Here is a 23,382-nt window from a genome sequence, read left to right on the forward strand (position 1 = left end):
ACTTCCGCGGCCTTGTCCGGAACTTCCGAAGAAACGGCGCTCTGCGCTTTGACGGAAGGTTCCGCCGAAGGCACGGCTCCCGAAGCAGCCGAGGTCCCGGGCTGCGCCGCGGCTGCATCGCCCTGCGGTGCTCCCGCAGGAATCGCGGGGGACGGTGCATTCTTATCCGGAGCTTCCGCCCTGGAATCGGGATTCTCCGCAGGCCGGGGCGGATCAAAGGAAAGACGGCCGGAAACTTCCCGGACAAAGACTTCAGGCGCAGGGGCGGCTTCCGTCTTCTGCTCCTTCGGAGAAGAAGGCGTGACCGCAGGCTCTGCGGCAGCGCCGGAAGGCTCAGCGGCGGCAGGCTGAGCCTTCAGCGCGGAAGTCTCCGGCTTCTTCTCCGCAGCGGGGGAAGGCGCGGGAGCGGATACCGGCGCGGGCTCTTCCTCCGTCCGGGGAGAAAGCACATCCTGCGCGCGCTGCTCGCAAAGTCCGGCCATACGGCCGCAGACCACGGCGGCGGCGCGTATGCTTTCCACGGAAGCGCTGCGGCGGCTCAACCATTCGCCGAGAAAGACCAGTTCCGCATCGGAAAGCGCCCTTCCGTCGGCGTTGCGGCGCAGGGCATAGAGCATATCCGCCCGGGCTCTCTCCTGCCTTGCGGCGTACATGCCCGCAACGCGGGTGCATTCCTCCATGCGGCGGCCCTGAACGGCCACTTCATCCCGGTTTCCGGACTCTCTGGCCAGAGAAAGGGCGTTGTAGGCGCGGGCGAAATCGTCGTTGGCCTCGGCCTCCTTTTCCGCCGCGCGGCGGATGGCGGCGGAAAGCGCGCTCAGATCCACTTCTGCGGCCGCGTTCAGGGAAACGGAAAGACGCTGAAATTCCCCGGCATAGACCATGAACATGTCCGCCACCTGCACATCACCGAGGGGGTGTCCGCCCCTGTTGCGGGCGGCCCGCTCCATTTCCTCCACAAGGCGCGGCGCATACATGCGGTACAGGGCTTCGAGCATGCCCGGAGTGAACACATAGTTCAGCACGCCGGAGCGTCCCTTCAGCGGGTCGCGCTCCACACTGCGGAGCGTGCCGGAATTGCTGTAACGGAAATTTCCCTGAATGAGCGTCACACGGCTGTGGCCTCTCCGCCCTTCCTTGTGCGAGGGCACATAGCCTGCCGCAAGCCAGCGGGCCATGTCGCGCACAAAGGCGATGGTCACCACGGAATCCTGACGATTCTCATCCTTTGCCGGAGGCGTATCCTTCACCTCGCCCGAAACGCTGTGCCCCCCCGGCATGGCGGGGCCGCTCTCCTCCATGGCCTTTTCCACACGGGCCAGAAGCTCCGCCTGAGGGTCGGAAACAACCTCGCGCGGCTGCGTGCTGATGGCGGCCGAGACTTCCCCGCTCTTTTTCTCTTCCTGCACCGCGGCCTGCCCGTTGCCGGAAGAGGCCTCTTCCGAAGCGGCCTGCACGGAAGTTACGTCTTTCCCGGAAGAGCCCGTCAGGCTCTGAACGGCTCGCTTTGCCTCTTCGACGGGGAATGTTCCGTCGTCAGAAAGAAAAAACCATGCGCCGCCGCCCGCACAGAGCAAAAGGACAAGGACGGCGGCCAGTTTACGGGAAGAACGGGAAGGCTCGGCCATGGGAGGAAACTCCGTCTTGCCCGGAACTTCCGGGCGGGTTGGCATAAATTTACACTTTCTTTTTTTTAGCGTATTCCTCAGCGTCTGTGAAGTGCGGGGCTCCAGGATGTCCCGCACTGCAGAGTCATCTTCCGCCGTTACGAGGTTTCCCATGAAGTGCCGCCGCTGCCATGCCCGCGCCGTTGTTTCCCTGCCCAGCCACAATACCGCCTTCTGCCCCGACTGCTTTCTGGACTTCTTTTCCCGTCAGGTGGACCGGGGCATACGGGAACACAAGCTCATGACCAGGGAAGACCGCGTGCTGGTGGCCCTGTCCGGCGGCAAGGATTCCCTTGCCCTCATGCTTGAACTGGGGCGGCAGGGCTACAACGTCACCGGCCTGCATATCGACCTCGGCATCCCCGAATCCTCCCCCGCTGCACGCGGCGTGGTGGAACGCTTCTGCAGAAAATACGACTTTCCCCTCATCATCCGCGACATGGCCGCCGAAGGACTGGCCATTCCCGATGTGAAGGCCGCGCTCCGCCGCCCCGTCTGCTCCGCCTGCGGCAAAATCAAACGCTACTACTTCAATCAGACGGCAAGGGAAGGGGGCTTCAACGTTCTGGCCACCGGCCACAACCTCGACGATGAAGTGGCAAGGCTCACCAGCAACACCCTGCGCTGGGACAGGGCCTATCTCAGCGATCAGGGGCCGCTTCTGGAAGATTCCGACGGCTTCACCCGCAAGGTCAAACCCTTCTGGCGCGTCACGGAATTTGAAACCGCCAACTATGCCTTTCTCATGGGCATAGAAAATCACTACGCCCCCTGCCCCTACAGCGAGGGCGCCAGCTTTTCCACGCTCAAGGGCCTGTGGCTTGAGCTGGAAGAAAAGATGCCCGGCAGAAAAATGGATTTCTATCACGGCTTTCTGGAACGCGGAAAGCCCGCCTTCCGTCAGGAAGAGGAAAAGAAGGGCCAGAGCCTCCGGCCCTGCGAACGCTGCGGCTACCCCACCTCCACGGAAGTGTGCGGTGTCTGCCGCATCCGCGAAGCTCTTGCGGCCCGCAAGTAACAAAACCTTCCACGCCGAAACAAAACGAAACTTGTCTTTTCCCGCAAAACGCCTATGCTCCATAGCATATACAGGCAGGATTTTTCCGTGTTCTCTTACAAGGAGACTTCCATGAAGAGCAGACTTCTTGCCCTCATGTTTGCCCTTGCTCTCGGCGGCTGCGCCCCCGATCCCTATGGGCCGGATGTGTCGGGAAGTGTGGCCTTCGGAACAAACGGCGTTTATGCCGGAAGTATCGGCGTCAGCTCGGGAGGATATTATACGCCGGGGTATTACGGCACCCCTCTTGTCTTCCCTGTTCTGCCTCCCCCCGTCATTGTACGGCCGCGTCCTCATCCGCCGGTGCACGGCGTTCTTCCGCCTCCGCCCCCGCACCGCCCGCCGGCTCACGGCATACGGCCTCCGGGGCCTCCCGGCAGACCGCCCGTGCACGGCATACGTCCGCCCGGACATCCCGGCAGACCTCCCATGATGCGCCCCGGCGGTCCCAGGCCTCCGGCCATGGCTCCGGGAAGACCCGGTGGTCCGAGACCTCCGGTCATGGCCCCCGGCAGACACGGCGGCCCGCGTCCGCCCATGGCACGTCCCGTCGGAGGCAAGGCTCCCAGGCCGCCCATGATGCGCCCCGGATCAAGCAGTTCCAGACCGCCCGCCTTCCGGCCCGGCGGCATGATGCGCCCCGGCGGCCCGCGCAGATAGTACACAAGGCCCCTCCCCGTTTCACCACGGAGAGGGGCCTTTTTCATGCCGCATCCGCTCTGCGTTCCGCCTTGTTTCCGCCGCAGCAACGGCAGACAGAAAAAGCGCCGGACCCCCTCGGGCTCCGGCGCTTTTCAGACACCTTCCCTGAACAAGGCCGGTTCACCGGCTCCGCGCACCTATTTGTGGAAAAAGAACTTCATGCACCAGCAGAACACCGGCACCAGCAGAATGACCACATAAAGGCGCGTCATCTGAAAGGCCATGATCTTGGGCAGATGCTCCGCCGCGTCGGCAAGACCGATGACGGCATTGAGCCCGCCGGGCGAGGTGGCAAGTATGGAACTTGTCACGTCAAGATCCGTCATGTGGCGCACCACAAAGGCCGCCCCCAGCCCGGCAAGGAGCAGAATGACGGTGCTCAGCACCATGACGGGGATCTGATCCTTCATGCTGGAAAGCATGTCCAGAGAAATCATGGCACCCACACAGATGCCTATGGCTATCTGCGCCCCGTTGTAAAAAAGCGAGGGCATCTGCACGTCGGCAAGACCGAGGAGCTTGACCGCCATGCTCCCCACCACGGCTCCGAGCATGCAGCCCCCGGGGATGTTCAGGTATTTAAAAAGACAGCCCATGGCTGTTCCGCTGACGACAAGCATAAGTATCTGATGATTCATGGCGAACCTCATATCGTGACAGGAACGCAGGATAGCTTGAAATCATATACTTTGTAAACACAAGGCACAGAATATCGTCAGGCAAGGCGCATCCTCATAGAGGGAAGAAACGGCATGATAGAGAACAGAGGAAGCGGAAATCGTCATTTATGACCCACGCTACATTCCCCTGGAAGAAAAGCAGACGGCGCGGGAGAACAGCCGAAAAACGCTCCCGTTCCCGTGCATCACAACCTGTGAAGGGCACGGAGATCACATTTGTCTTTTTCCCTGTTTTTCTTCCTTCGTAAAAAAACGCGCCGCGACATGCACATCATCCTATGGAACAGGGGAAGAAAAAAAGTCACAGCCTGCAGCGCCATGATTTTTCCTTCTTCCTTTTCCTAAATGCCACGGAAAATCCGCCTGACGGAACGAAAAAGGGCCGTGTGCTTCTCTTTCCGCACATGCCGGGAAAAACATGCGGCATGAACGCAAGGCTGCGTTCTTTTTATGAAAAAAGAACGCTCTGCCTGACCGGATATTTTTTCGACATTTCCTCCGCCCCGCCTTTTCTGCAAGGAGGCATCCGCGAACGTTGCACGCCGGAAAAACGCACGGTTCCCTGCGCCTCTGCAGGGCGCCCTGCCGTGCAGCCCAGGTTCCCTGCGCCGCAATCCCCTGCCCATTCCGGAGCGTCAGTTGCCTCTCAGGTTCGCGGTGACCTCGGCAAATTCCCTGCTGAATCTGTCGTCGTGCAGGAGCATGAGTTCCGGCGGCCGGAAGGTGAAAATACGGGAAAAGTCCGTCTGCGTATTGCGGATGAGTCCGAGCAGTTCCGTGCCGAGGCGTATGGTGTGATAGGTGTTCACCGCCACCTGGTAGCGCTTCTCCATGTCCTGATACAGGGAGGAGAGCCGCTTCTTCTGGCTGTTCAGATAACGGCTGTAGAGGTCCACCACCTCAATCATCCTTTTCTGGGAAGCCATGTTGGCCTTCAGCGCCTTTCTGTCGCTTTCCGTATGCTTCTGGGAAGCCAGGCGCCTTGCCTCCTGCAGCAGATCCTCGTTTTCCTTCCTCATGGAGGCAAGGCGCGGGAGATAGTTCACATCCATCTGCTCCACGGCGAAATGTATGGCGTACATGTACACCCGGTAGCACATCATGCACATGCCGGAACAGGTCTGCAGAAGCTCCACGGGGGCCTGCTGTTCCGTCGCCTTCCGCTCCACGCTCTGCAGAAGGTATTTCAGGTTTTCGGCAACAGCCATGATGCCCGCCGTTTCCATGGCGTCGGCAGCATTGAGCATGAGCTCGAACTGCTCGCGCTCCATGGGCACGCCGTTGGCGACTATTCTGGCATAGACTTCTTCCTTCTGCCGGTCAAAGGCTTCCTGAAGCTCCTTCGTCTCCCGCCGGAGCTTTTCCACATCCTTCGTGATGCTCTCCTGCGTGGGTGTCAGGGGATTCCACGAGGATTCCGGAGCGGTGATGCTCGCCCGCATGAGCTCGCCGATCTTCTCCTGCTTCTGCCGTATCTGCGCGCGCGTGTCGTCCTGAAGCTTCAGAAGGTCCAGCAGCGGGGAATCGGCCATGATCTCGAAGCATTCCTTCACGATGCGCTGGAACTTCGCGTCCCGGAACGTCACACGTTCCGCAAGGGTGCGCTCGTCCACATCCTTTTTCGCATCAAAAAGTTCCAGCCCTTCGCTGAGTATCGGAAAGGCTTCGTCGCGTATCTGCTGAGGGGAATCCGAGGCCCATGCCCCGCCGAAGGAAAGCATGATGCCCATCACAAAAAGAAAGAAAATCCGCATGGCGATATCCGGAAGACAGGTGAGAATATTCTGAACACGAACGTTCGGAGGGTGGTCATACTGCCATGGAACGCCCGCGCCGTCGAGAGCGAAGAGGCGTCGCTCATCCGGAAAAGATGCGGCCTGTTCCTGCCGTTTTTTCTTCCTCCGGAGCGCTCCGTCCCTCTTTGCGGAGGGCGCTTCCGGCTCCCTCCCCTTTACGAACGCTTTTTTTTTCCCTACATACAACTCATACTGATGTCACCATATACCTGTCTTTCGCGCAGATCGGACGATGTTTCCGTTCCCCTTCTGCGCTCCGGGACAGGACAAGGAAGGCCCGCCTGTAAAAAAGGAAGGCTCCAAGCCCCCGGCTTTCCCGTCCAACACGCCATACGCACCATGCAAGGAGGCTCTGCCCTATGCCGCAGCTGATTTACGGAGTCTGGGATAACGTCGTTTACGACAATCGCGGCTCCGCGACCCCCACTTCTCCAAAGGATCTGCCGCTGGAACTCTTCGATCAGTTCAACGAAGGAAATCCCATGGAGATTTTTCTCAGCAACCGGGGTTTTCTGGTCTTTTCCCGCACGGCCAGCCTCGCCTGGGCGCTGTGGAAACACCATGAGCGCCTTGCCGCCGAATCCTGCGGCAAGTGTTCGCCCTGCCGCGCAGGTTCGCACATTCTCGCACAGGAGCTGGAAAAGGCCTGTCACGGCGGGGAAGTGAACTGGGAGGAAGTGCGCGACATCACCGAACAGATGCACGAAACCTCCCTGTGCGGCGTGGGCCGCACGGGCACGACGCCGCTTCTCGACGCCATTTCCCATTTCCCCGACGAACTGCGCCCCTTCCCCTTCCACGGCAATGCGGGCTTCTATTCCGTGACCACGAGCCCCTGCATCGAAGCCTGCCCGAGTCACGTCAACGTGCCCCGTTATATCGACTATCTGCAGGACGGGCATAACGACCTTGCCGCAGGCGTGGTGCTCAACCACTATCCGCTTGCGGGCAGCTGCGGCCGCGTATGCGTGCGCTACTGCGAAAAGGCCTGCCGCCGCGCCCAGGTGGATGCCCCCGTGGACATCAAGAACCTCAAGCGCTTTGCCGCAGACAAGACCATCGTGCCCGGCATCCTGAAGCCCGAACCCTGCCCCACCACAAAAAACAAGCGTGTGGCCGTCATCGGCGCGGGGCCCGTGGGCGTCACCTGCGCCTACCAGCTGCTGGAAACCGGCTACCCCGTGGACATCTACGAAGCCCACGACAAGGCGGGCGGCATGGTGCGCTACGGCATTCCCTTCTACCGTCTGCCCAAGAACGTGCTTCTGCAGGAAAACGAGCTCGTCAAGCAGATGGGCGGCATGTTCTTCTTCAAGCAGAAACTCGGGCGCGACTTCCACATCGACGATCTGTTCGACCGGGGCTACAAGGCCGTGTTCATCGCCACGGGCTGCCCGCTGGGCGGCTACCTCGGCATGAAGGGCGAAGACACCTCCCTTCCCGGCTATGAAAACGGCATCGACTTTCTGGAAAAGGTGCACGACGTGCTCGAAACCGGCGTGACTCCCTCCATGGAAGGCGACGTGGTCGTGGTGGGCGGCGGCAACGTGGCCATGGACTGCTGCCGCTCCGCCGTGCGCATGACGCGCGGCAAGGTGCACCTCGTCTACCGCCGCACGGAAGCCGACGCTCCCGCCGACAGAGAGGAAATCGTGGAAGCCATGCGCGAAGGCGTGGAATTCCACTTCCTTTCCGGTCAGGATTCCCTGGTGGTGGAAAACGGGAAGATCACGGGGCTGCGCTGCGTGGCCATGCAGCAGACGGAACCCGATGAAAGCGGCCGCCGCGGCGTCACGCCCATTCCCGGTTCGGAATTCGTCATTCCCTGCGACCATGTCATCGCGGCCATCGGCCAGAAGAGCGATCCCGCCATGCTCACCGAAAAGGACGGCATCGCCCTCGACCGCAAGAACTGCATCGTGGTCGACGAATATCAGGCCACCTCGCGGCCCGGCGTCTTCGCCGGCGGCGACGGAACCACCGGTCCCCGCACCAAGGGCCCCAGCGTGCTCATCCACGGCATGGCGCAGGGTTCCATAGGCGCGCAGGCCATCGTGAGCTATCTGGAATACGGCAGGCCTCCCTTCCTCGCCCGCGAACGCATAAGCCAGCTCATCCGTCAGGCCGACCTGCTCGGCGACGATCCGGTCTGCGGGCAGGAGAAGAAGGCCCGCGTGAAGCTGAACGAGCTTGCTCCCGCCGAACGCGCGGGCAACTTCAAGGAAGTGGAACTGGGCATGAGCCAGGAAGAGGCATGGCAGGAAGCCAAGCGCTGCATGCGCTGCTACCGCATCATGTCCGTCGTCACCCGCGCCCCCATTCCCGGTTTCAAAGCCTAACCGTTTCAGAGAGAATCCGCCATGAATGCATCCATCAACGGAAAAGAATACAGTTTCGAACCCGGGGAAACCATCCTTCAGGTGGCCCGGCGCAACGGCATCTTCATTCCCACGCTCTGCCACTTCCAGCCCCTCGACCACAAGCCCGGCACCTGCCGCGTCTGCCTTGCGGAAGTGACGGACAAAAACGGTCACACCGAAATGATGACCACCTGCAACACGCCCATGGAAGAGGGCATGCGCGTAAACACCCGCTCCATGCGCGTGCGCGACATGCAGCGCCTGCAGGTGGAGCTCATCTTTGCCGACCACGATCAGGACTGCGGCGCGTGCGCCCGTCACGGCAACTGCGAACTGCAGGATCTGGCCGAATATGTGGGCCTTGCCACCAACCGCTTCGCCCCGCGCATGCCTTCCGTGCGGCCTCACGACGACACCATGCGCGGCATGGTGCGCGACATGACCAAGTGCGTGCGCTGCCTGCGCTGCGTGGAAGTATGCCGCAAGGTGCAGGGCGTGGCCGCCCTTACCGTGGACGGCACGGGCGTCGGCGCGCATATCGGCGTGGGCATGGCCCCCAGCCAGAACACGTCCGCCTGCATCCAGTGCGGCCAGTGCACCCTGGTCTGCCCCACGGGCGCACTTTCCGAACGCGATGAAAACGACGCCGTGCTCGATTACATCGCCAACCCGGAAATCACCACCGTGTTCTCCTTCGCGCCCTCCGTGCGCGTGGTGCTCGGTGAGGAATTCGGCCTTGCCCCGGGCGAAAACGTACAGGGCCGCATTGTGGCCGCTCTGCGCCGCCTCGGCGCCGACATCGTCATCGACACCGACTTCGCCGCCGACGTGGTCATCATGGAAGAAGGGTCGGAACTGCTCAGCCGCATCAAGAACGGCGGCAAGCTCCCCCTGTTCACCTCCTGCTGCCCGGCATGGGTGAACTTTGCGGAAAAGCACTGCCCCGACGTGCTGCCCTACGTCTCCACCACCCGCTCGCCGCAGGCCGTGGCCGGTTCGCTGGTGAAATCCTACCTTGCGGAAAAGATGGGCATTCCCTCCAGACGCATCCGCACCATCTCCCTCATGCCCTGCACGGCGAAGAAGGATGAGGCCGCGCGGCCCCAGCTCCATGTCAACGGCACGCCCGACACCGACGTGGTGCTCACCGTGCGCGAACTCTCCCGCCTCTTCCGCCGCAACGGCATCAACCTTGCCGAGATGGAACCTGAGGAATTCGACAACCCCTACATGAGCGATTCCACCGGCGCGGCCGTCATCTTCGGCACCACCGGCGGCGTGATGGAAGCGGCCGTGCGTACCGTGTACGCCGTGCTCAACCACAAGGAACTGCCCGGTGTGGACGTTGTGCCCGTGCGCGGTGAAGAAGGCATGCGCGAGGCGGAAGTGAACCTCGGCGAAGGCAACGGCGTCATCAAGGTGGCCGTGGTCCACGGGCTTGCCAACGCGAAGAAACTCGCGGAACAGGCCGTGGCCGGCACTTCTCCCTATACCTTCATCGAAGTCATGGCCTGCCCCGGCGGCTGTGTGGACGGCGGCGGCACCTGCCGCGTGAAGAAGGACTACCATCCCCATGCCCATGAACGGCGTGAAGGGCTCTTTGCCATCGACCACAACATGCCCCGCCGTCAGTCGCACAACAATCCGCAGATCATCCGCCTTTATGAGGACTTCCTCGGCGAGCCGAACTCCCACAAGGCGCACGAGCTGCTGCACACCCATTACACCGACCGCAGCAAGGTGCAGACGGAAAGCATCGCCGCCACCAAGAAAAAGCTGACCCTCACCGATCACTCGGTCTGAGACTTCCGCGCTCTCTGAGCATGCAGAAGGGCCGCCCCTCGGGGCGGCCCTTCCTGTCTGCGCCGGGCGCCCTGCACGGTGCGCCCCGGCGGGTCATATCCGGCACCATCTTCCTCTGCCGCCTTCACGGCTTTTCAGGCGGAACCTCCCCTTTTTCAGGGGAAGAAGCGGCAAGATGCCGCAGCGTGTCGCCCGCAATGCGGTACACCGTCCAGTCGCTCATGGCTTCCGCGCCGAGGGACAGGTAAAAATCAATGGAAGGCCTGTTCCAGTCGAGGCACCACCATTCCAGCCGCCCGCAGCCGCGCTCAACGGCTATGGACGCAAGCTTTCCCAGTATCGCCTTTCCGTACCCTCTGCCGCGATACTCCGGCCGGACATACAGATCTTCCAGATAAATGCCCGCCCGGCCGAGAAAGGTGGAGAAATTATGAAAGAACAGGGCAAAGCCCACTTCCTTTTCCCCTTCCAGAGCAAAAATCACCTCTGCCTTTCCCTTGTCGAAAATCCACTCCTCCAGCGTGCCTTCATCCGCTACCACTTCGTGCAGCATCTTCTCATAGTCGGCCAGTTCCCTGATGAACTGCAGAATCAGCGCGGTATCCTCTCTCCGGGCGTATCGGAAATCACATGTCATGCTCTTTTCTCCTCTCCGGCGCACAAGGCGCCGTTCTCCTTTTTCTAGCGCAACTTTCAGAGCGTGAAAACAGCCCTGCACAGCGTCGCCTTTTCCGCAGAAAAGGCTGCGGCATGCCGGAAGGCACCTTCCGCCCGCACTTTTCCGCCATGAGGCTCCTCTACGGCAGGAAAACAGAAAGTTCCCGCACTGTAAGCGCGGCGTACCTTGACCTTGTTCCCTGCCCGTGATACTGTACAAGCACTTTGGAACGGCAGTTTTTCTGTGGTTCTTCAAAACGCATAGGGCCGGGCATGGATTTGGATGATGGAACCGGGAGAGGCCGCCCCAGGGGGCGGAGCCGAAGGGGCTGCGAGAACTCTCAGGCAAAAGGACCGGTTCCGGACAAACTCTGGAAAGCAGCACTGCACCAATGAGGCAATCCGCACGGCGGAGAATCTTTCAGGTTAGTAACAGAGGCACAGATGACGAGGTCGTTCGTTATCTGTGCCTCTTTTTTATTCCCTTTTCCCAGGAGAGAAGGCCCATGGAACTGAAAACCCCTCTCTACGACGTCCACATTGAGGAAGGCGGAAAGATAGTCCCCTTTGCCGGCTATCTGCTCCCCGTCCAGTACACGGGCGGCGTCATCAAGGAACACATGGCCGTCAGACAGGCGGCCGGTCTGTTCGACGTATCCCACATGGGAGAAATCCGTTTTACCGGCCCCACCGCGCTGGACACCCTGAACCACCTGCTCACCAACGACTTTACGGACATGCCCGTGGGCAAGGTGCGCTACAGCGTCATGTGCAATGAAAAAGGCGGCGTCATCGACGATCTCGTCATCTATAAATTCGGAGAGGAAGACTACCTGGCCGTGGTGAACGCCGCCAACCGGCACAAGGACTACGCCCACATGGCCGCGAACCTTCTCCCCGGCACGAAGGCAGAGGATGTTTCCGATTCCGTGGCCCAGCTTGCCCTTCAGGGGCCGGCCGCGCCCGCCATTCTCGGCAGGCTTCTTCCTGAGGAGAGCATGCCGAAGAAGTATTACACCGCCGTGCGCGATGTTTCCCTCGGCGGCATGAAGTGCATGATCTCCCGCACGGGCTACACGGGCGAGGCCGGCTATGAAATCTACACCGCGCCGGAAAACGCGGTCGCCCTCTGGAAGCTGCTGCGCGAAACCGGCAGAGAGGACGGACTCATCCCCTGCGGACTCGGCGCGCGCGACACGCTGCGCCTTGAAGCGGCCATGCCCCTGTACGGGCACGAGATGAACGAGGACATCACCCCCCTCGAAGCCGGACTCGGCTTCGGCGTGAAGCTGAACAAGCCGGACTTCATCGGCAAAGCCGCCCTGGTGGCCGCAGGCGAGCCCACCCGCGTGCGCGTGGGGCTTGTCGTGACGGGCAGAGGCATTGCGCGCGAGCATCAGGACGTGTTCCTGAACGGTGAACGCATCGGCGCGACCACCTCGGGCACCCACTGCCCGGCCGTGGGCAAGGCCGTGGCCATGGCTCTTGTGGACGCTTCGCACAGCGCCCCGGGCACTTTCGTGGAGGTGGACATCCGCGGCCGCCGCATCGGCGCGGAAATCGTTCCCCTGCCCTTCTACAAACGCTGAATTTCGTCCTGTTCCATAACGCCCCAGCCAACCATCTATCCTTTACGGAGTAGCACCATGTCCAACATACCCGCCGAACTCAAGTACACCGCTTCCCATGAATGGATCAGGACCGAAGGCGACCTTTACGTCATCGGCCTCACCGACTTTGCCCAGAGCTCCCTCGGCGACATCGTGTTCATCGAACTGCCGCAGGAAGGCGACGCCGTGACCATGGGTGAATCCTTTGCCGATGTGGAATCCGTAAAGGCCGTATCCGGCGTGTTCAGCCCCGTATCCGGCACCGTGGCCGCCGTGAACGAAGCCCTCATCGACAACCCCGCGCTGCTCAACGAAGCTCCCTACGACGCCTGGCTCATCAAGGTTTCCGGCGCGCAGGAAGTGGGCGAACTGCTCGACGCCGCAGGGTACGAGGCCGTATGCAAGGCCGAGGAGGCGTAGCATGGGAAGCTACATTCCCGCCACCGGGGAGGAAAGAAAGGCCATGCTCGCCGCTCTCGGCCTCTCTTCCACGGAAGAGCTGTTTCAGGTCGTTCCCGAACAGGCGCGCGTGCATGAACTGAACCTCCCCGAAGGCCTGAGTGAAATGGAGGTCGCGCGGAAGGTGAGCGGTCTTGCGGAAAGGAACGTACGCTTCCGCAGCGTGTTCCGGGGAGCCGGAGCGTACCGCCACCATATTCCCGCCATTGTGAAGACGGTGACTTCCCGTGAGGAATTCGTCACGGCCTACACGCCCTATCAGGCGGAAATCAGTCAGGGTATCCTGCAGTCCATTTTTGAATACCAGACGCAGATCTGCGAGCTCACCGGCATGGACGTCTCCAACGCCTCCGTGTACGACGGAGCCGTGGCTGCGGCGGAAGGCTGCCTCATGTGCATGGAACGGCGCAGAAACGGCGTCATTCTTGCGGGCACGGCCGATCCGCAGGTGCGCGAAGTGGTGGAAACCTACTGCGAAAGCCGGGGCGTGCCCGTCACGGTGCTCCCCGTCTCCGACGGCGCCACCAGCACGGACGATCTGCGCGCCGCGCTTTCGGAAGGCACGGCCTGCGTCTATGTGCAAAGCCCCAACTACTACGGCGTGCTGGAAGATATGGACGCCCTCGTCGCCGCCGCCCATGAGGCCGGAGCCCGCGTGGTCATGGGCGCCAATCCCATTTCCCTCGGCCTGCTGAAAACCCCCGGGGAATACGGAGCCGACATCGCCGTGGGCGAAGGCCAGCCTCTGGGCATGCCCCTCGGCTTCGGCGGGCCCTACCTCGGATTCATGGCCTGCCGCAAGGAACTCATGCGCCGCCTGCCCGGCCGCATCGTGGGGGAAACCGTGGACGGTGAGGGCCGCCGCGCTTTCGTGCTCACCCTCCAGGCCCGCGAACAGCACATCCGCCGCGAAAAGGCCTCTTCCAACATCTGTTCCAACGAGGCGCTCTGCGCCATGACGGCTTCGGTCTACCTCGCGGCCGTGGGCCCGCAGGGGCTGCGCCGCGTGGCGGAGAACTCCGCCGCCCACGCCCACTATCTGGCCGGAAAACTCGCCTCCGTTCCCGGCTTCGCCCTGCGCCACAAGGGCAGGGAATTCTTCCACGAATTTCTCACCGACTGCCCCGTGGACCCGGACATGCTCTGCAGCAGGCTTGCGGAACGGGGTATTCTCGGCGGCCTGCCCGTGGAAGGAGGCCTTCTGTGGTGCTGCACCGAGCTGTGCACCAGAAACGACATGGATGAGCTTGTCACCGCCATCCGGGAGGTATGCGCGCAATGAAACTCCTTTTTGAAAGAAGCCGTCCCGGTCGCTGCGAAAGCATCATTCCCCCCTGCGACGTGGAACAGGCGCAGTTTTCTCCTTCCCTGCTGCGTGCCGCCGCTCCCCGCCTGCCGGAAATTGCGGAAGTGGACCTCGGCCGCCACTATACGGAGCTTGCCTCCCAGACCCATGGTGTGAACAAGGGCTTCTACCCCCTGGGTTCCTGCACCATGAAGTACAACCCCAGGGTGAACGAGGAAATGGCCGCCCTGCCGGGCTTTACCGACATTCATCCCCTTCAGCCGGCAGAAACTGCCCAGGGCTGCCTTGAAGTGCTGTATGAAACGGAAAGGCTGCTGTGCGAAATCACCGGCATGGACGGCATGACCATGCAGCCCGCCGCCGGAGCGCACGGCGAATACACCGGTCTTCTGCTCATCCGCCGCTATCACCTCTCCCGGGGCGATACGGCCCGCACGAAAATCATCGTGCCCGACTCCGCCCACGGCACCAACCCCGCCTCGGCCACCATGGCGGGCTTCACCGTGGTTTCCGTGCCCTCCAATGCCGAGGGCGGCGTGGACATCGAGGCCCTCAGAAAGGCCGTGGGGCCGGATACGGCAGGGCTCATGCTCACCAACCCCAATACCGTGGGCCTCTTCGATCCCGCCATTCTCGACATCACGCGCATCGTGCACGAGGCGGGCGGCCTCTGCTACTACGACGGGGCGAACCTCAACGCCGTCATGGGCCACGCCCGTCCCGGCGACATGGGCTTCGACTGCGTGCACCTCAACCTGCACAAGACCTTTTCCACGCCTCACGGCGGGGGCGGCCCCGGCTGCGGCCCCGCAGGGTGCAAGGCCTTTCTCGAACCCTTCCTGCCCGGTCCCCGCGTGCGGAAGGAAGAAAGCCGCTTCACCTTCTTCCAGCCGGAAAAAAGCATGGGCAGGGTGCGCTCCTTCTGCGGCAACTTCCTTGTGGCCGTCAAGGCGCTCACCTACATTCTCACCCTGGGGCGCGAGGGCATTCCCGAAGCTTCGGCCATGGCCGTGCTCAACGCCAACTACCTCATGAAGAAACTCGCCGGCCACTACGACATGGCCTACGATACGCTCTGCATGCATGAGTTCGTCATGTCCCTGGAAAAGCAGAAGAACGAACTCGGCGTTTCCGCCATGGACGTGGCCAAGTCCCTGCTCGACTACGGCATCCATCCGCCGACCATGTACTTCCCGCTCATCGTGCACGAAGCGCTCATGGTGGAACCCACGGAAACCGAAAGCCCCGAAACTCTGGATGATGCAGCCGAGGCCTTCCTTTCCATTCTGGAACAGGCCAGGACCGACGCCGCGCACCTGCACGGCGCACCGCATCACTGCCCCATAGGCCGACCGGACGAAGTGCGTGCCGCGCGCACGCCCGTGCTCCGCTACGACTTCGGGCAGAAGTAAAGACATGCCGCAGGCCTCACGGCCACGGCTGAAACGGCCCGGCAGGAAAGCTCCCCCCCCGCTTTCCGGCCGGGCCTCTTCTTGTTTCAGCGTTCCTTCCCAAAAAGGTGCGCCTTCTTCCGGCAAAACATGCCGCAAGCCCGGGCCGCCGCTTCCGGCAGGCACGAAACCGGGTCATGAACGCAGGTTTCAAAGCCCGGGCCGCAGGCGCGGCACGGCAGCCCGGGAAAGGCCCCGCAACACCTCTTGCGAAGCGGCCTGAAAACGGCTATGTTGATTCTTTGTCTTTCCTTCAATCTAACAGCATGAACGCGATGAGCACTCAGCCGGCCCTCACCGGGAGACCTTGCACGAATCAACACGCCGCAGACAGGCATGCCACGGCACGCTTCTGCGGACTTCGCGCGCACCTTGCGGCCACGGAGCTCTTCAACCGCACCCGCCGGCCGGTCCGTCTCCCGGCAAAAGCGCAGGCGGGCTTCCATCATGCGCATATATGGATCGGAGGCGAGTATCGTATCATGTCACCCGGAGAGGGGCGGCCTGTCCACCAGGAACAAGGCTGCCCCTCTCATGTTTTTTCCGGCGCGGACGCGCCCTGCGGTCATGAAGGCAAGGCAAACATCCGCTCTGCCGCAGCACGCGCCCTTCACCGCATATTCACACCCCAACACCCCTCAGGGAGGCATTTCTCATGAATCTTGTCTACACCGGCAAAACCAAGAACGTGTACGCTCTGGACAACGGCAACTATCTTCTGAAGTTCAAGGACGACTGCACCGGCAAGGACGGCGTGTTCGATCCCGGTGAAAACTCCGTGGGTCTCACCATCGAAGGCGTGGGCGACGTCAACCTGCGCATGTCCATCTACTTCTTTGAAAAGATCAACGCCGCCGGCATCAAGACCCATTATGTGAACGCCAACCTCGCCGACACCACCATGGAAGTGCTCCCCGCCAAGGTGTTCGGCAAGGGCCTCGAAGTCATCTGCCGCCTCAAGGCCGTGGGCAGCTTCCTGCGCCGCTACGGCGACTATGTGGAATCCGGCGCCGATCTGCCCGCCTATGTGGAAACCACCTTTAAAAACGACGCTCTCGGCGATCCTCTGGTCACCAAGGACGGCCTCGTGGTGCTCGGCGTCATGACCGAACAGCAGTACGAAGACATCAAGGACATGACCCAGAAGATCACCCGCATCGTGGCCGACGATCTGGCCGAAAAGGGCCTCACCCTCTACGACATCAAGTTCGAATACGGCTACGACGCCGAGGGCAAGGTCATGCTCATCGATGAAATCGCCTCCGGCAACATGCGCGTGTACAAGGACGGCCAGTACATCGACCCCATGACTCTCTCCAAGCTCTTCTTCGCGTAGGAGCGTAACCGATATGGGCGGATTCTTCGGCGCCATCTCCAGGCGCGACTGTGTGCTGGATATCTTCTTCGGCGTGGATTACCACTCCCACCTCGGCACCCGCCGGGGCGGCATGGCGATATACGACAGGGAGAGGGGCTTCCAGCGGCAGATCCACAACATTGAAAATACCCCCTTCCGGACCAAGTTCGAAAAGGATCTCGCCGAGTTCCAGGGGTGCAGCGGCATAGGCTGCATCAGCGACATTGACCCGCAGCCTCTTCTGGTGCGCTCCCATCTCGGCCTGTACGCCATTTCCACCGTGGGCATCATCAACAATGCCGAAAAGCTGGTGCAGGAATACTTCTCCAGCCGCGGGCATCAGTTCATGGCCACCAACGGCGGAAAGGTGAACCCCACGGAACTTGTGGCCGCGCTCATCAACCAGAAGGACGATATCGTCTCGGGCATACGCCATGCTCAGGATACCATCGAAGGTTCCATGACCATGCTTCTGCTCACGGAAGACTCCATCATCACGGCCCGCGACAAGCTGGGCAGGCTTCCGGTGCACATCGGCAGAAGCAGCGACGGCTACAGCGTTTCCTTTGAATCCTTCGCCTATCACAAGCTGGGATACGAAGACGCCTACGAACTCGGCCCGCGCGAAATCGTGCGCATCACGGCCGAAGGCTATGAAACGCTCTCCCCCGCCGAAAAAGAGATGAAGATCTGCGCCTTCCTCTGGACGTACTACGGCTACCCCAACTCCAACTATGAAGGGGTGAACGTGGAAGTCATGCGCTACCGCAACGGCGAGATCATGGCGCGCAACGAAATGGCCCGGGGAACGCTGCCGAAGGTCGATCATGTGGCGGGCGTGCCCGATTCCGGCACGCCCCACGCCATAGGCTACGCCAACGAATGCAAGCTCCCCTTCGCCAGACCCTTCGTGAAGTACACCCCCACCTGGCCGCGTTCCTTCATGCCTGCCAACCAGGCCGTGCGCAATCAGGTGGCCAAGATGAAGCAGATCCCCGTGCCGGAGCTCATTCAGGGCAAGAAGCTCCTTTTTGTGGACGACTCCATCGTCCGCGGCACGCAGCTTCGGGAAACGGTGGACTTTCTGTTTGAATCCGGTGCGGGCGAAGTGCACATGCGTTCCGCCTGCCCGCCCATCATGTACAGCTGCAAGTACCTGAACTTCTCCCGCGGCAATTCCGACATGGACCTTCTGGCCCGGCGCATCATTCAGGAACTGGAAGGGGACGAAGGTCACCGCCACCTTGAGGAATACGCCGACGCCACCACCGAACGCGGCAGGAAGCTGCTTGCCGCCATCTGCAAGAAGATGGGCTTCGATTCGCTGGGGTATCAGTCGCTCGACGGGCTGCTTGAGGCCATCGGCATCGACAGGGAGAAGATCTGCACCTATTGCTGGAATGGAAAAGGATAAGCCATGAACAATTCCCACTCCGCTTCCTATGCCGCGGCAGGCGTCAACATCGAGGCCGGCTATGAAGGCGTCCGCCTCATGAAGAGCCATGTCGAACGCACCATGATTCCCGGCGTGGTGTCCGATCTCGGCGGCTTCGGCGGCCTCTTCGAGCCCGACACCGCCGGCATGGCGCGCCCGGTGCTCGTTTCCGGCACCGACGGCGTAGGCACCAAGCAGCGCATCGCCCAGCTCATGGACAAACACGACACCGTGGGCATCGACTGCGTGGCCATGTGCGTGAACGACATCATCTGCTGCGGCGCAAAGCCCCTGTTCTTCCTCGACTACATCGCCATAGGGAAGAACGAACCGGAAAAGGTTGCCACCCTGGTTTCCGGCGTGGCCGAAGGCTGCGTGCAGGCGGGCTGCGCCCTCATCGGCGGCGAAACGGCCGAACACCCCGGCACCATGAAAGCCGACGACTACGACCTTGCGGGTTTCGCCGTGGGCGTGGTGGACAGGGAAAAGATCATCGACCATACGCGCATGCGCGAAGGCGACGTCATGCTCGCCCTGCCCTCTTCGGGGCTTCATTCCAACGGGTATTCGCTGGTACGCAAGGTCTTCGACGTGGAACACGCTGATCTTCACAAATACTGTGAGGAACTCGGCACGACGCTGGGCGAGGCGCTGCTCACGCCCACCGTCATCTATGTGAAGCCCGTGCTTGCGGCCATCGCCGCGGCCGGAGTGCACGGCATAAGCCACATCACCGGCGGGGGATTCTATGAAAACATTCCCCGCTGCCTGCCCGAAGGGCTTTCTGCCAGAGTGGAAAAGGCCGCCATACGCACCCCGGCCATCTTCTCCATGCTGCAGCGTGAGGGCAACATCCCCGAACGCGACATGTTCAACACCTACAACATGGGCGTGGGCATGACCGTCATCGTATCGCGCGATACGGCGGACAAGGCCCTTGCCGCACTGAAGGCCGAAGGCTGCGAAGCCTATGTTCTCGGAGAAATCGTTTCCGGTGAGGAAAAGGTCGTCCTCGCCTGAGACAAGGCCGCGCCCGCTTGTGCGGGCGCGGCCCGGCTGCCCCCCTGCACGACATGCGGCGGTTTTCCGCTGCGAAGGAATTCAAGAATGGTAAGACGCATTTATGTAGAGAAAAAGCCCGCCCTGAGGCATGAAGCCGGAGCGCTGCTTGGTGAGCTTCGTACCCTGCTGGGCATCTCTTCCCTTGCCGGACTTCGGCTCATCAACCGCTACGACGTGGAAGGTCTGGACGAAGACGCTTTCCGTCGCGCGGTGAAGACCGTGTTTTCCGAACCGCAGGTCGACGATGTGAGCGAACAGCTCCCCGCCGGCGACCATACGGCGTTCGCCGTGGAATACCTGCCCGGCCAGTTCGACCAGCGGGCCGACTCCGCGAGCCAGTGCATCCAGCTCATGACGCAGGGGGAAAGGCCTGCCGTGCGCACGGCGCGCGTTTTCCTGCTCTCTGGTTCTCTTTCCGAAGAGGATGTGGAAAAAATCAAGCGCTACCTCATCAACCCCGTGGAAGCGCGCGAAGCCAGTCTCGAACCTGTGGAAACCCTGCGCATGGAGTACGACCTGCCCACCGGCGTGAGCCTTGTGGAAGGCTTCATCTCCATGGATGACGCCGCGCTGGAAAAGCTGCTCGACACGCTGGGCCTCGCCATGGATCTGGACGACCTCAGGTTCCTTCAGGCCCATTTCCGCGATGAGGAAAAGCGCGACCCCACCATCACCGAAGTGCGCGTGGTGGATACATACTGGTCCGACCACTGCCGCCACACCACCTTTTCCACGCACATTGATTCCGTGGAAATTCTGGACGAAGAAACCCTTGCCGCCTACAGGCGCTACCTTGACGCCCGCGTGGAGGTGTACGGTGAGCAGAAGGCGGCCGCAAGACCCCAGACGCTCATGGACATGGCCACCATCGCGGCCAAGACGCTGAAGAAGCGCGGCCTGCTCGGCAACATGGATCAGAGCGAGGAAATCAATGCCTGCTCCATCCACGTCACGGCCACGGTGAACGGCGAAGAGCAGGACTGGCTGCTCATGTTCAAGAACGAAACGCACAACCACCCCACGGAAATCGAACCCTTCGGCGGCGCGGCCACCTGCATAGGCGGCTGCATCCGCGATCCGCTTTCCGGGCGTGCCTATGTGTACCAGGCCATGCGCGTCACCGGCTGCGGCGACCCGCGCACCCCCGTTTCGGAAACCATTCCGGGCAAGCTTCCCCAGCGCAAGCTGGCGCAGACCGCCGCGGCGGGCTATTCCTCCTACGGCAACCAGATAGGCCTTGCCACGGGCATGGTTTCCGAGGTGTATCATCAGGGCTATGTGGCCAAGCATCTTGAAGTGGGCGCCGTGGTGGCCGCCGCGCCTGCCGACAACGTGGTGCGCGAGCGCCCCGCTCCCGGCGATGTGGTCATCCTTCTCGGCGGCCGCACGGGACGCGACGGCATAGGCGGCGCCACCGGTTCCTCCAAGAGCCACAACCGCAAGTCCCTCGTGACCATGGCCTCGGAAGTGCAGAAGGGCAACGCTCCCGAAGAACGCAAGATTCAGCGCCTGTTCCGCGACGGCAACGTCACGCGGCTCATCAAGCGCTGCAACGACTTCGGCGCGGGCGGCGTATCCGTGGCCATCGGCGAACTGGCCCCCGGCCTGGAAATCCGCCTCGACGCGGTACGCAAGAAGTACGAAGGCCTGGACGGCACGGAACTTGCCATTTCCGAATCTCAGGAACGCATGGCCTGCGTGGTGGCTGCAAAAGACGCCGCCGCCTTCATCGCCGCGGCGGAAAAGGAAAATCTGGAAGCCTATCAGGTGGCCGAAGTCACGCAGGCGCCCCGCATGGTCATGACCTGGCAGGGCCGGACCATCGTGAACCTTTCCCGTGCCTTTCTGGACACCAACGGCGCATCCAAGCACACCTGCGTGAAGGTGGAGGCAAAAGACCGCTCCGCCATGGACGCCCCCGCGGCCTCCAGCCTGCGCGAAACGGCCTCCAGCCTGAAATGTGCCTCCCGCCGCGGTCTTGCCGAACGCTTCGACTCCACCATCGGCGCAGGTTCCGTGCTCATGCCCTTCGGCGGCGTGCGTCAGCGCACTCCCGCGCAGGCCATGGCCGCGCTTCTGCCCGTGCTTCCGGGGCAGGAAACCGAAGACTGTTCCGTCATGGCCTGGGGCTTCGACGCGGATCAGATGAGCATTGATCCGTACCGGGGCGCATACCGTTCCGTGGTCACCTCCGTGGCACGGCTGGTTGCCGCCGGCTGCGATTACCGCAAAGCCTACCTCTCTCTTCAGGAATATTTTGAAAAACTGCGCGACGAACCCGAACGCTGGGGCAAGCCCTTCTCCGCGCTGCTCGGCGCGCTCGACGCTCAGCTCGGCCTCGGCGTCGCGGCCATAGGCGGCAAGGACTCCATGTCCGGTTCCTTCCTCGACATGGACGTGCCCCCCACCCTCATTTCCTTTGCCATCGCTCCGGCCAGGGCCGGGGACATACTCTCGCCGGAATTCAAGAAGGCGGGCAACCCCGTGTACCTCTTCGCTCCTGAAAGCGAAGATGCCGAAAAGCTGAAGGCCTGCTGGGACGGCTTTGCCGCCCTGCGGGAAAAAGGCGTGGTCAAGGCCGCATGGGCCGTGGAAAACAGCGTGGCGGAAGCTGTGATGAACATGTCCTTCGGCAACGGCACGGGTTTTGCCGCATGTGCCGACGAGGCATGGTACAGCCCCATGCCCGGGGCCATTGTGGCGGAACTTTCCGCCCCTGCGCCCTTCGGCAGGAAGATAGGCTCCACCACGGCCGACGGCATGGTGAACCTCGGTGCGGACAGCGCCTCCATCAACGAGCTTCTTGCCCTGAATGAAGGCGTGCTGGAAGGCATTTACCCCAGCCGCACCGAAACGGACGCCGCCCCCGTGCCCGTGATAAGCTCGGACAAGGCCCCCGTGGCCGTGCCCCGCGTGGGCGTGGCCAGACCCAGGGTGCTCATCCCCGTGTTCCCCGGCACCAACTGCGAATACGACAGCGCCCGCGCCGTGCTCCGCGCCGGACTTGAGCCGGAAATCATGGTGCTGCGCAACCAGTCTGCCGCGGAAGTGTCGGAATCGGCCGCAGCCTTCGCCCGCGCCGCGCGCGACAGCCACATCATCTTCGTGCCCGGCGGCTTCTCCGGCGGCGACGAGCCGGACGGCTCCGGCAAGTTCATCACCGCCTTCTTCCGCAATCCCGAAGTGGCGGATGCCACCATGAAGCTGCTCAAGGACCGCGACGGCCTCATGCTCGGCATCTGCAACGGCTTCCAGGCGCTCATCAAGCTGGGCCTCGTGCCCTACGGCGAAATCATTGATACCGACGCCTCCTGCCCCACCCTTACCTTCAACGTCATCGGCCGCCATCAGTCGAAGATCACGCGCACGCGCGTCTGCTCCCGCCTGTCGCCGTGGTTCGGCAGAGTGAAGGTGGGCGACGTGATTTCCGTGCCCGTGTCTCACGGTGAAGGGCGCTTCTTGTGCGACCCCGCCCTTCTGGAAAAACTGCGCGCGGCCGGTCAGATCGCCACGCAGTATGTGGATCTTGAAGGCAGCCCGTCCATGGATGTGGATTTCAACCCCAACGGTTCCGCATGGGCCATCGAAGGCATCACCTCGCCCGACGGCCGCGTGCTGGGCAAGATGGGCCATTCCGAACGCACGGGAGCGGGCCTGTACAGAAACGTGCCCGGCGATTACGACCTGCACCTGTTTGAATCCGCCAGAGACTACTTCAGCCTCTAGGCTCCCGCCTCCTTCAGCTTCTGAAGGCTGAACGCATACAAGGCTCCCGGGATTTTTCCCGGGAGCCTTTGTTTTTCCCCGCTCCTCCTATGCAGGCCGGAACCTTTGGCACGCGGAAGCTGCACCGCCTGCGCGGCGGATAACATGTACGCTTAGAAGAAGCGCAAAAGGATAGACTTCTAGGTTCAGGACTCATTAAATATAAAAGATGACAATGGCAGCGAGACAAATGGCCGAAAAGAACGTGTGTGCAC

At 62.0% G+C, this 23,382-nt stretch carries 14 protein-coding genes, 1 pseudogene and 1 riboswitch; of the genes and pseudogenes, 11 read left to right on the forward strand and 4 right to left on the reverse strand.

Annotated elements, in window-relative coordinates; translation table 11 throughout:
* Positions 1-1,457, reverse strand: a pseudogene (locus Q0K07_RS09065) (hypothetical protein); the annotation flags it as partial.
* Between the two features lie 322 nt (positions 1,458-1,779).
* Between Q0K07_RS09065 and Q0K07_RS09070 the strand changes: the two are divergent.
* Entirely contained in the window at positions 1,780-2,685 is a 906-nt protein-coding gene (locus Q0K07_RS09070) for a TIGR00269 family protein (RefSeq protein ID WP_294558629.1), read from the forward strand.
* A gap of 878 nt (positions 2,686-3,563) precedes the next feature.
* On the opposite strand, the gene Q0K07_RS09075 is transcribed toward Q0K07_RS09070, so the two are convergent.
* Positions 3,564-4,064 carry an AbrB family transcriptional regulator gene (locus Q0K07_RS09075; protein WP_294558631.1) on the reverse strand — a complete coding sequence of 167 codons (501 nt, stop codon included), beginning with the start codon at positions 4,062-4,064 and terminating at the stop codon, positions 3,564-3,566.
* Positions 4,065-4,741: 677 nt separating this feature from the next.
* The gene (locus Q0K07_RS09080; protein WP_294558633.1) at positions 4,742-5,860 is read right to left on the reverse strand and encodes a hypothetical protein; all 1,119 of its coding nucleotides are present in this window, start codon (positions 5,858-5,860) and stop codon (positions 4,742-4,744) included.
* A gap of 401 nt (positions 5,861-6,261) precedes the next feature.
* Here Q0K07_RS09080 and Q0K07_RS09085 point away from each other — a divergent pair, with 401 nt between their 5' ends.
* Both Q0K07_RS09085 and Q0K07_RS09090 read left to right on the forward strand, forming a co-directional pair.
* Positions 6,262-8,241 (forward strand): FAD-dependent oxidoreductase, encoded by a 1,980-nt coding sequence (locus Q0K07_RS09085; protein ID WP_294558634.1) that lies wholly within the window; start codon positions 6,262-6,264, stop codon positions 8,239-8,241.
* Between the two features lie 21 nt (positions 8,242-8,262).
* A complete protein-coding gene (locus Q0K07_RS09090; RefSeq protein WP_294558637.1) occupies positions 8,263-10,065 on the forward strand; it encodes a [FeFe] hydrogenase, group A in 1,803 nt (600 codons plus the stop codon).
* Positions 10,066-10,189: 124 nt separating this feature from the next.
* On the opposite strand, the gene Q0K07_RS09095 is transcribed toward Q0K07_RS09090, so the two are convergent.
* Positions 10,190-10,702 (reverse strand): GNAT family N-acetyltransferase, encoded by a 513-nt coding sequence (locus tag Q0K07_RS09095; protein ID WP_294558639.1) that lies wholly within the window; start codon positions 10,700-10,702, stop codon positions 10,190-10,192.
* Between the two features lie 303 nt (positions 10,703-11,005).
* Positions 11,006-11,089, forward strand: a riboswitch (glycine riboswitch).
* A gap of 139 nt (positions 11,090-11,228) precedes the next feature.
* On the opposite strand from Q0K07_RS09095, the gene gcvT reads away from it, so the two are divergent.
* The 8 genes from gcvT to Q0K07_RS09135 all read left to right on the forward strand — a co-directional run bounded on the left by gcvT (position 11,229) and on the right by Q0K07_RS09135 (position 23,128).
* Positions 11,229-12,311 (forward strand): glycine cleavage system aminomethyltransferase GcvT, encoded by a 1,083-nt coding sequence (gcvT, locus tag Q0K07_RS09100; protein ID WP_294558641.1) that lies wholly within the window; start codon positions 11,229-11,231, stop codon positions 12,309-12,311.
* Positions 12,312-12,368: 57 nt separating this feature from the next.
* Positions 12,369-12,752: a glycine cleavage system protein GcvH gene (gcvH, locus tag Q0K07_RS09105; RefSeq protein ID WP_294558642.1), complete on the forward strand. Its 384-nt coding sequence runs from the start codon at positions 12,369-12,371 to the stop codon at positions 12,750-12,752.
* Position 12,753: 1 nt separating this feature from the next.
* Positions 12,754-14,073, forward strand: a complete 1,320-nt coding sequence (gene gcvPA, locus Q0K07_RS09110; protein WP_294558643.1) for an aminomethyl-transferring glycine dehydrogenase subunit GcvPA — start codon at positions 12,754-12,756, stop codon at positions 14,071-14,073.
* Positions 14,070-15,509: an aminomethyl-transferring glycine dehydrogenase subunit GcvPB gene (gcvPB, locus tag Q0K07_RS09115; RefSeq protein WP_294558644.1), complete on the forward strand. Its 1,440-nt coding sequence runs from the start codon at positions 14,070-14,072 to the stop codon at positions 15,507-15,509. The genes gcvPA and gcvPB overlap by 4 nt, the downstream gene beginning before the upstream one ends.
* 694 nt (positions 15,510-16,203) lie before the next feature.
* Complete coding sequence (locus Q0K07_RS09120; protein WP_294558645.1) at positions 16,204-16,884, forward strand: phosphoribosylaminoimidazolesuccinocarboxamide synthase; 681 nt, start codon at positions 16,204-16,206, stop codon at positions 16,882-16,884.
* 13 nt (positions 16,885-16,897) lie between these two features.
* A complete protein-coding gene (locus Q0K07_RS09125) occupies positions 16,898-18,319 on the forward strand; it encodes an amidophosphoribosyltransferase (protein ID WP_294558646.1) in 1,422 nt (473 codons plus the stop codon).
* A 3-nt stretch (positions 18,320-18,322) separates the two neighbouring features.
* A complete protein-coding gene (gene purM / locus Q0K07_RS09130) occupies positions 18,323-19,360 on the forward strand; it encodes a phosphoribosylformylglycinamidine cyclo-ligase (protein WP_294558647.1) in 1,038 nt (345 codons plus the stop codon).
* An 87-nt stretch (positions 19,361-19,447) separates the two neighbouring features.
* On the forward strand, positions 19,448-23,128 hold the full coding sequence (locus tag Q0K07_RS09135) for a phosphoribosylformylglycinamidine synthase (protein ID WP_294558648.1): 3,681 nt from the start codon (positions 19,448-19,450) through the stop codon (positions 23,126-23,128).
* The last annotated feature ends 254 nt before the right edge of the window (positions 23,129-23,382 follow it).

It is taken from the genome of uncultured Mailhella sp. (genome assembly GCF_944324615.1).
Taxonomy (GTDB): Bacteria; Desulfobacterota; Desulfovibrionia; order Desulfovibrionales; family Desulfovibrionaceae; genus Mailhella.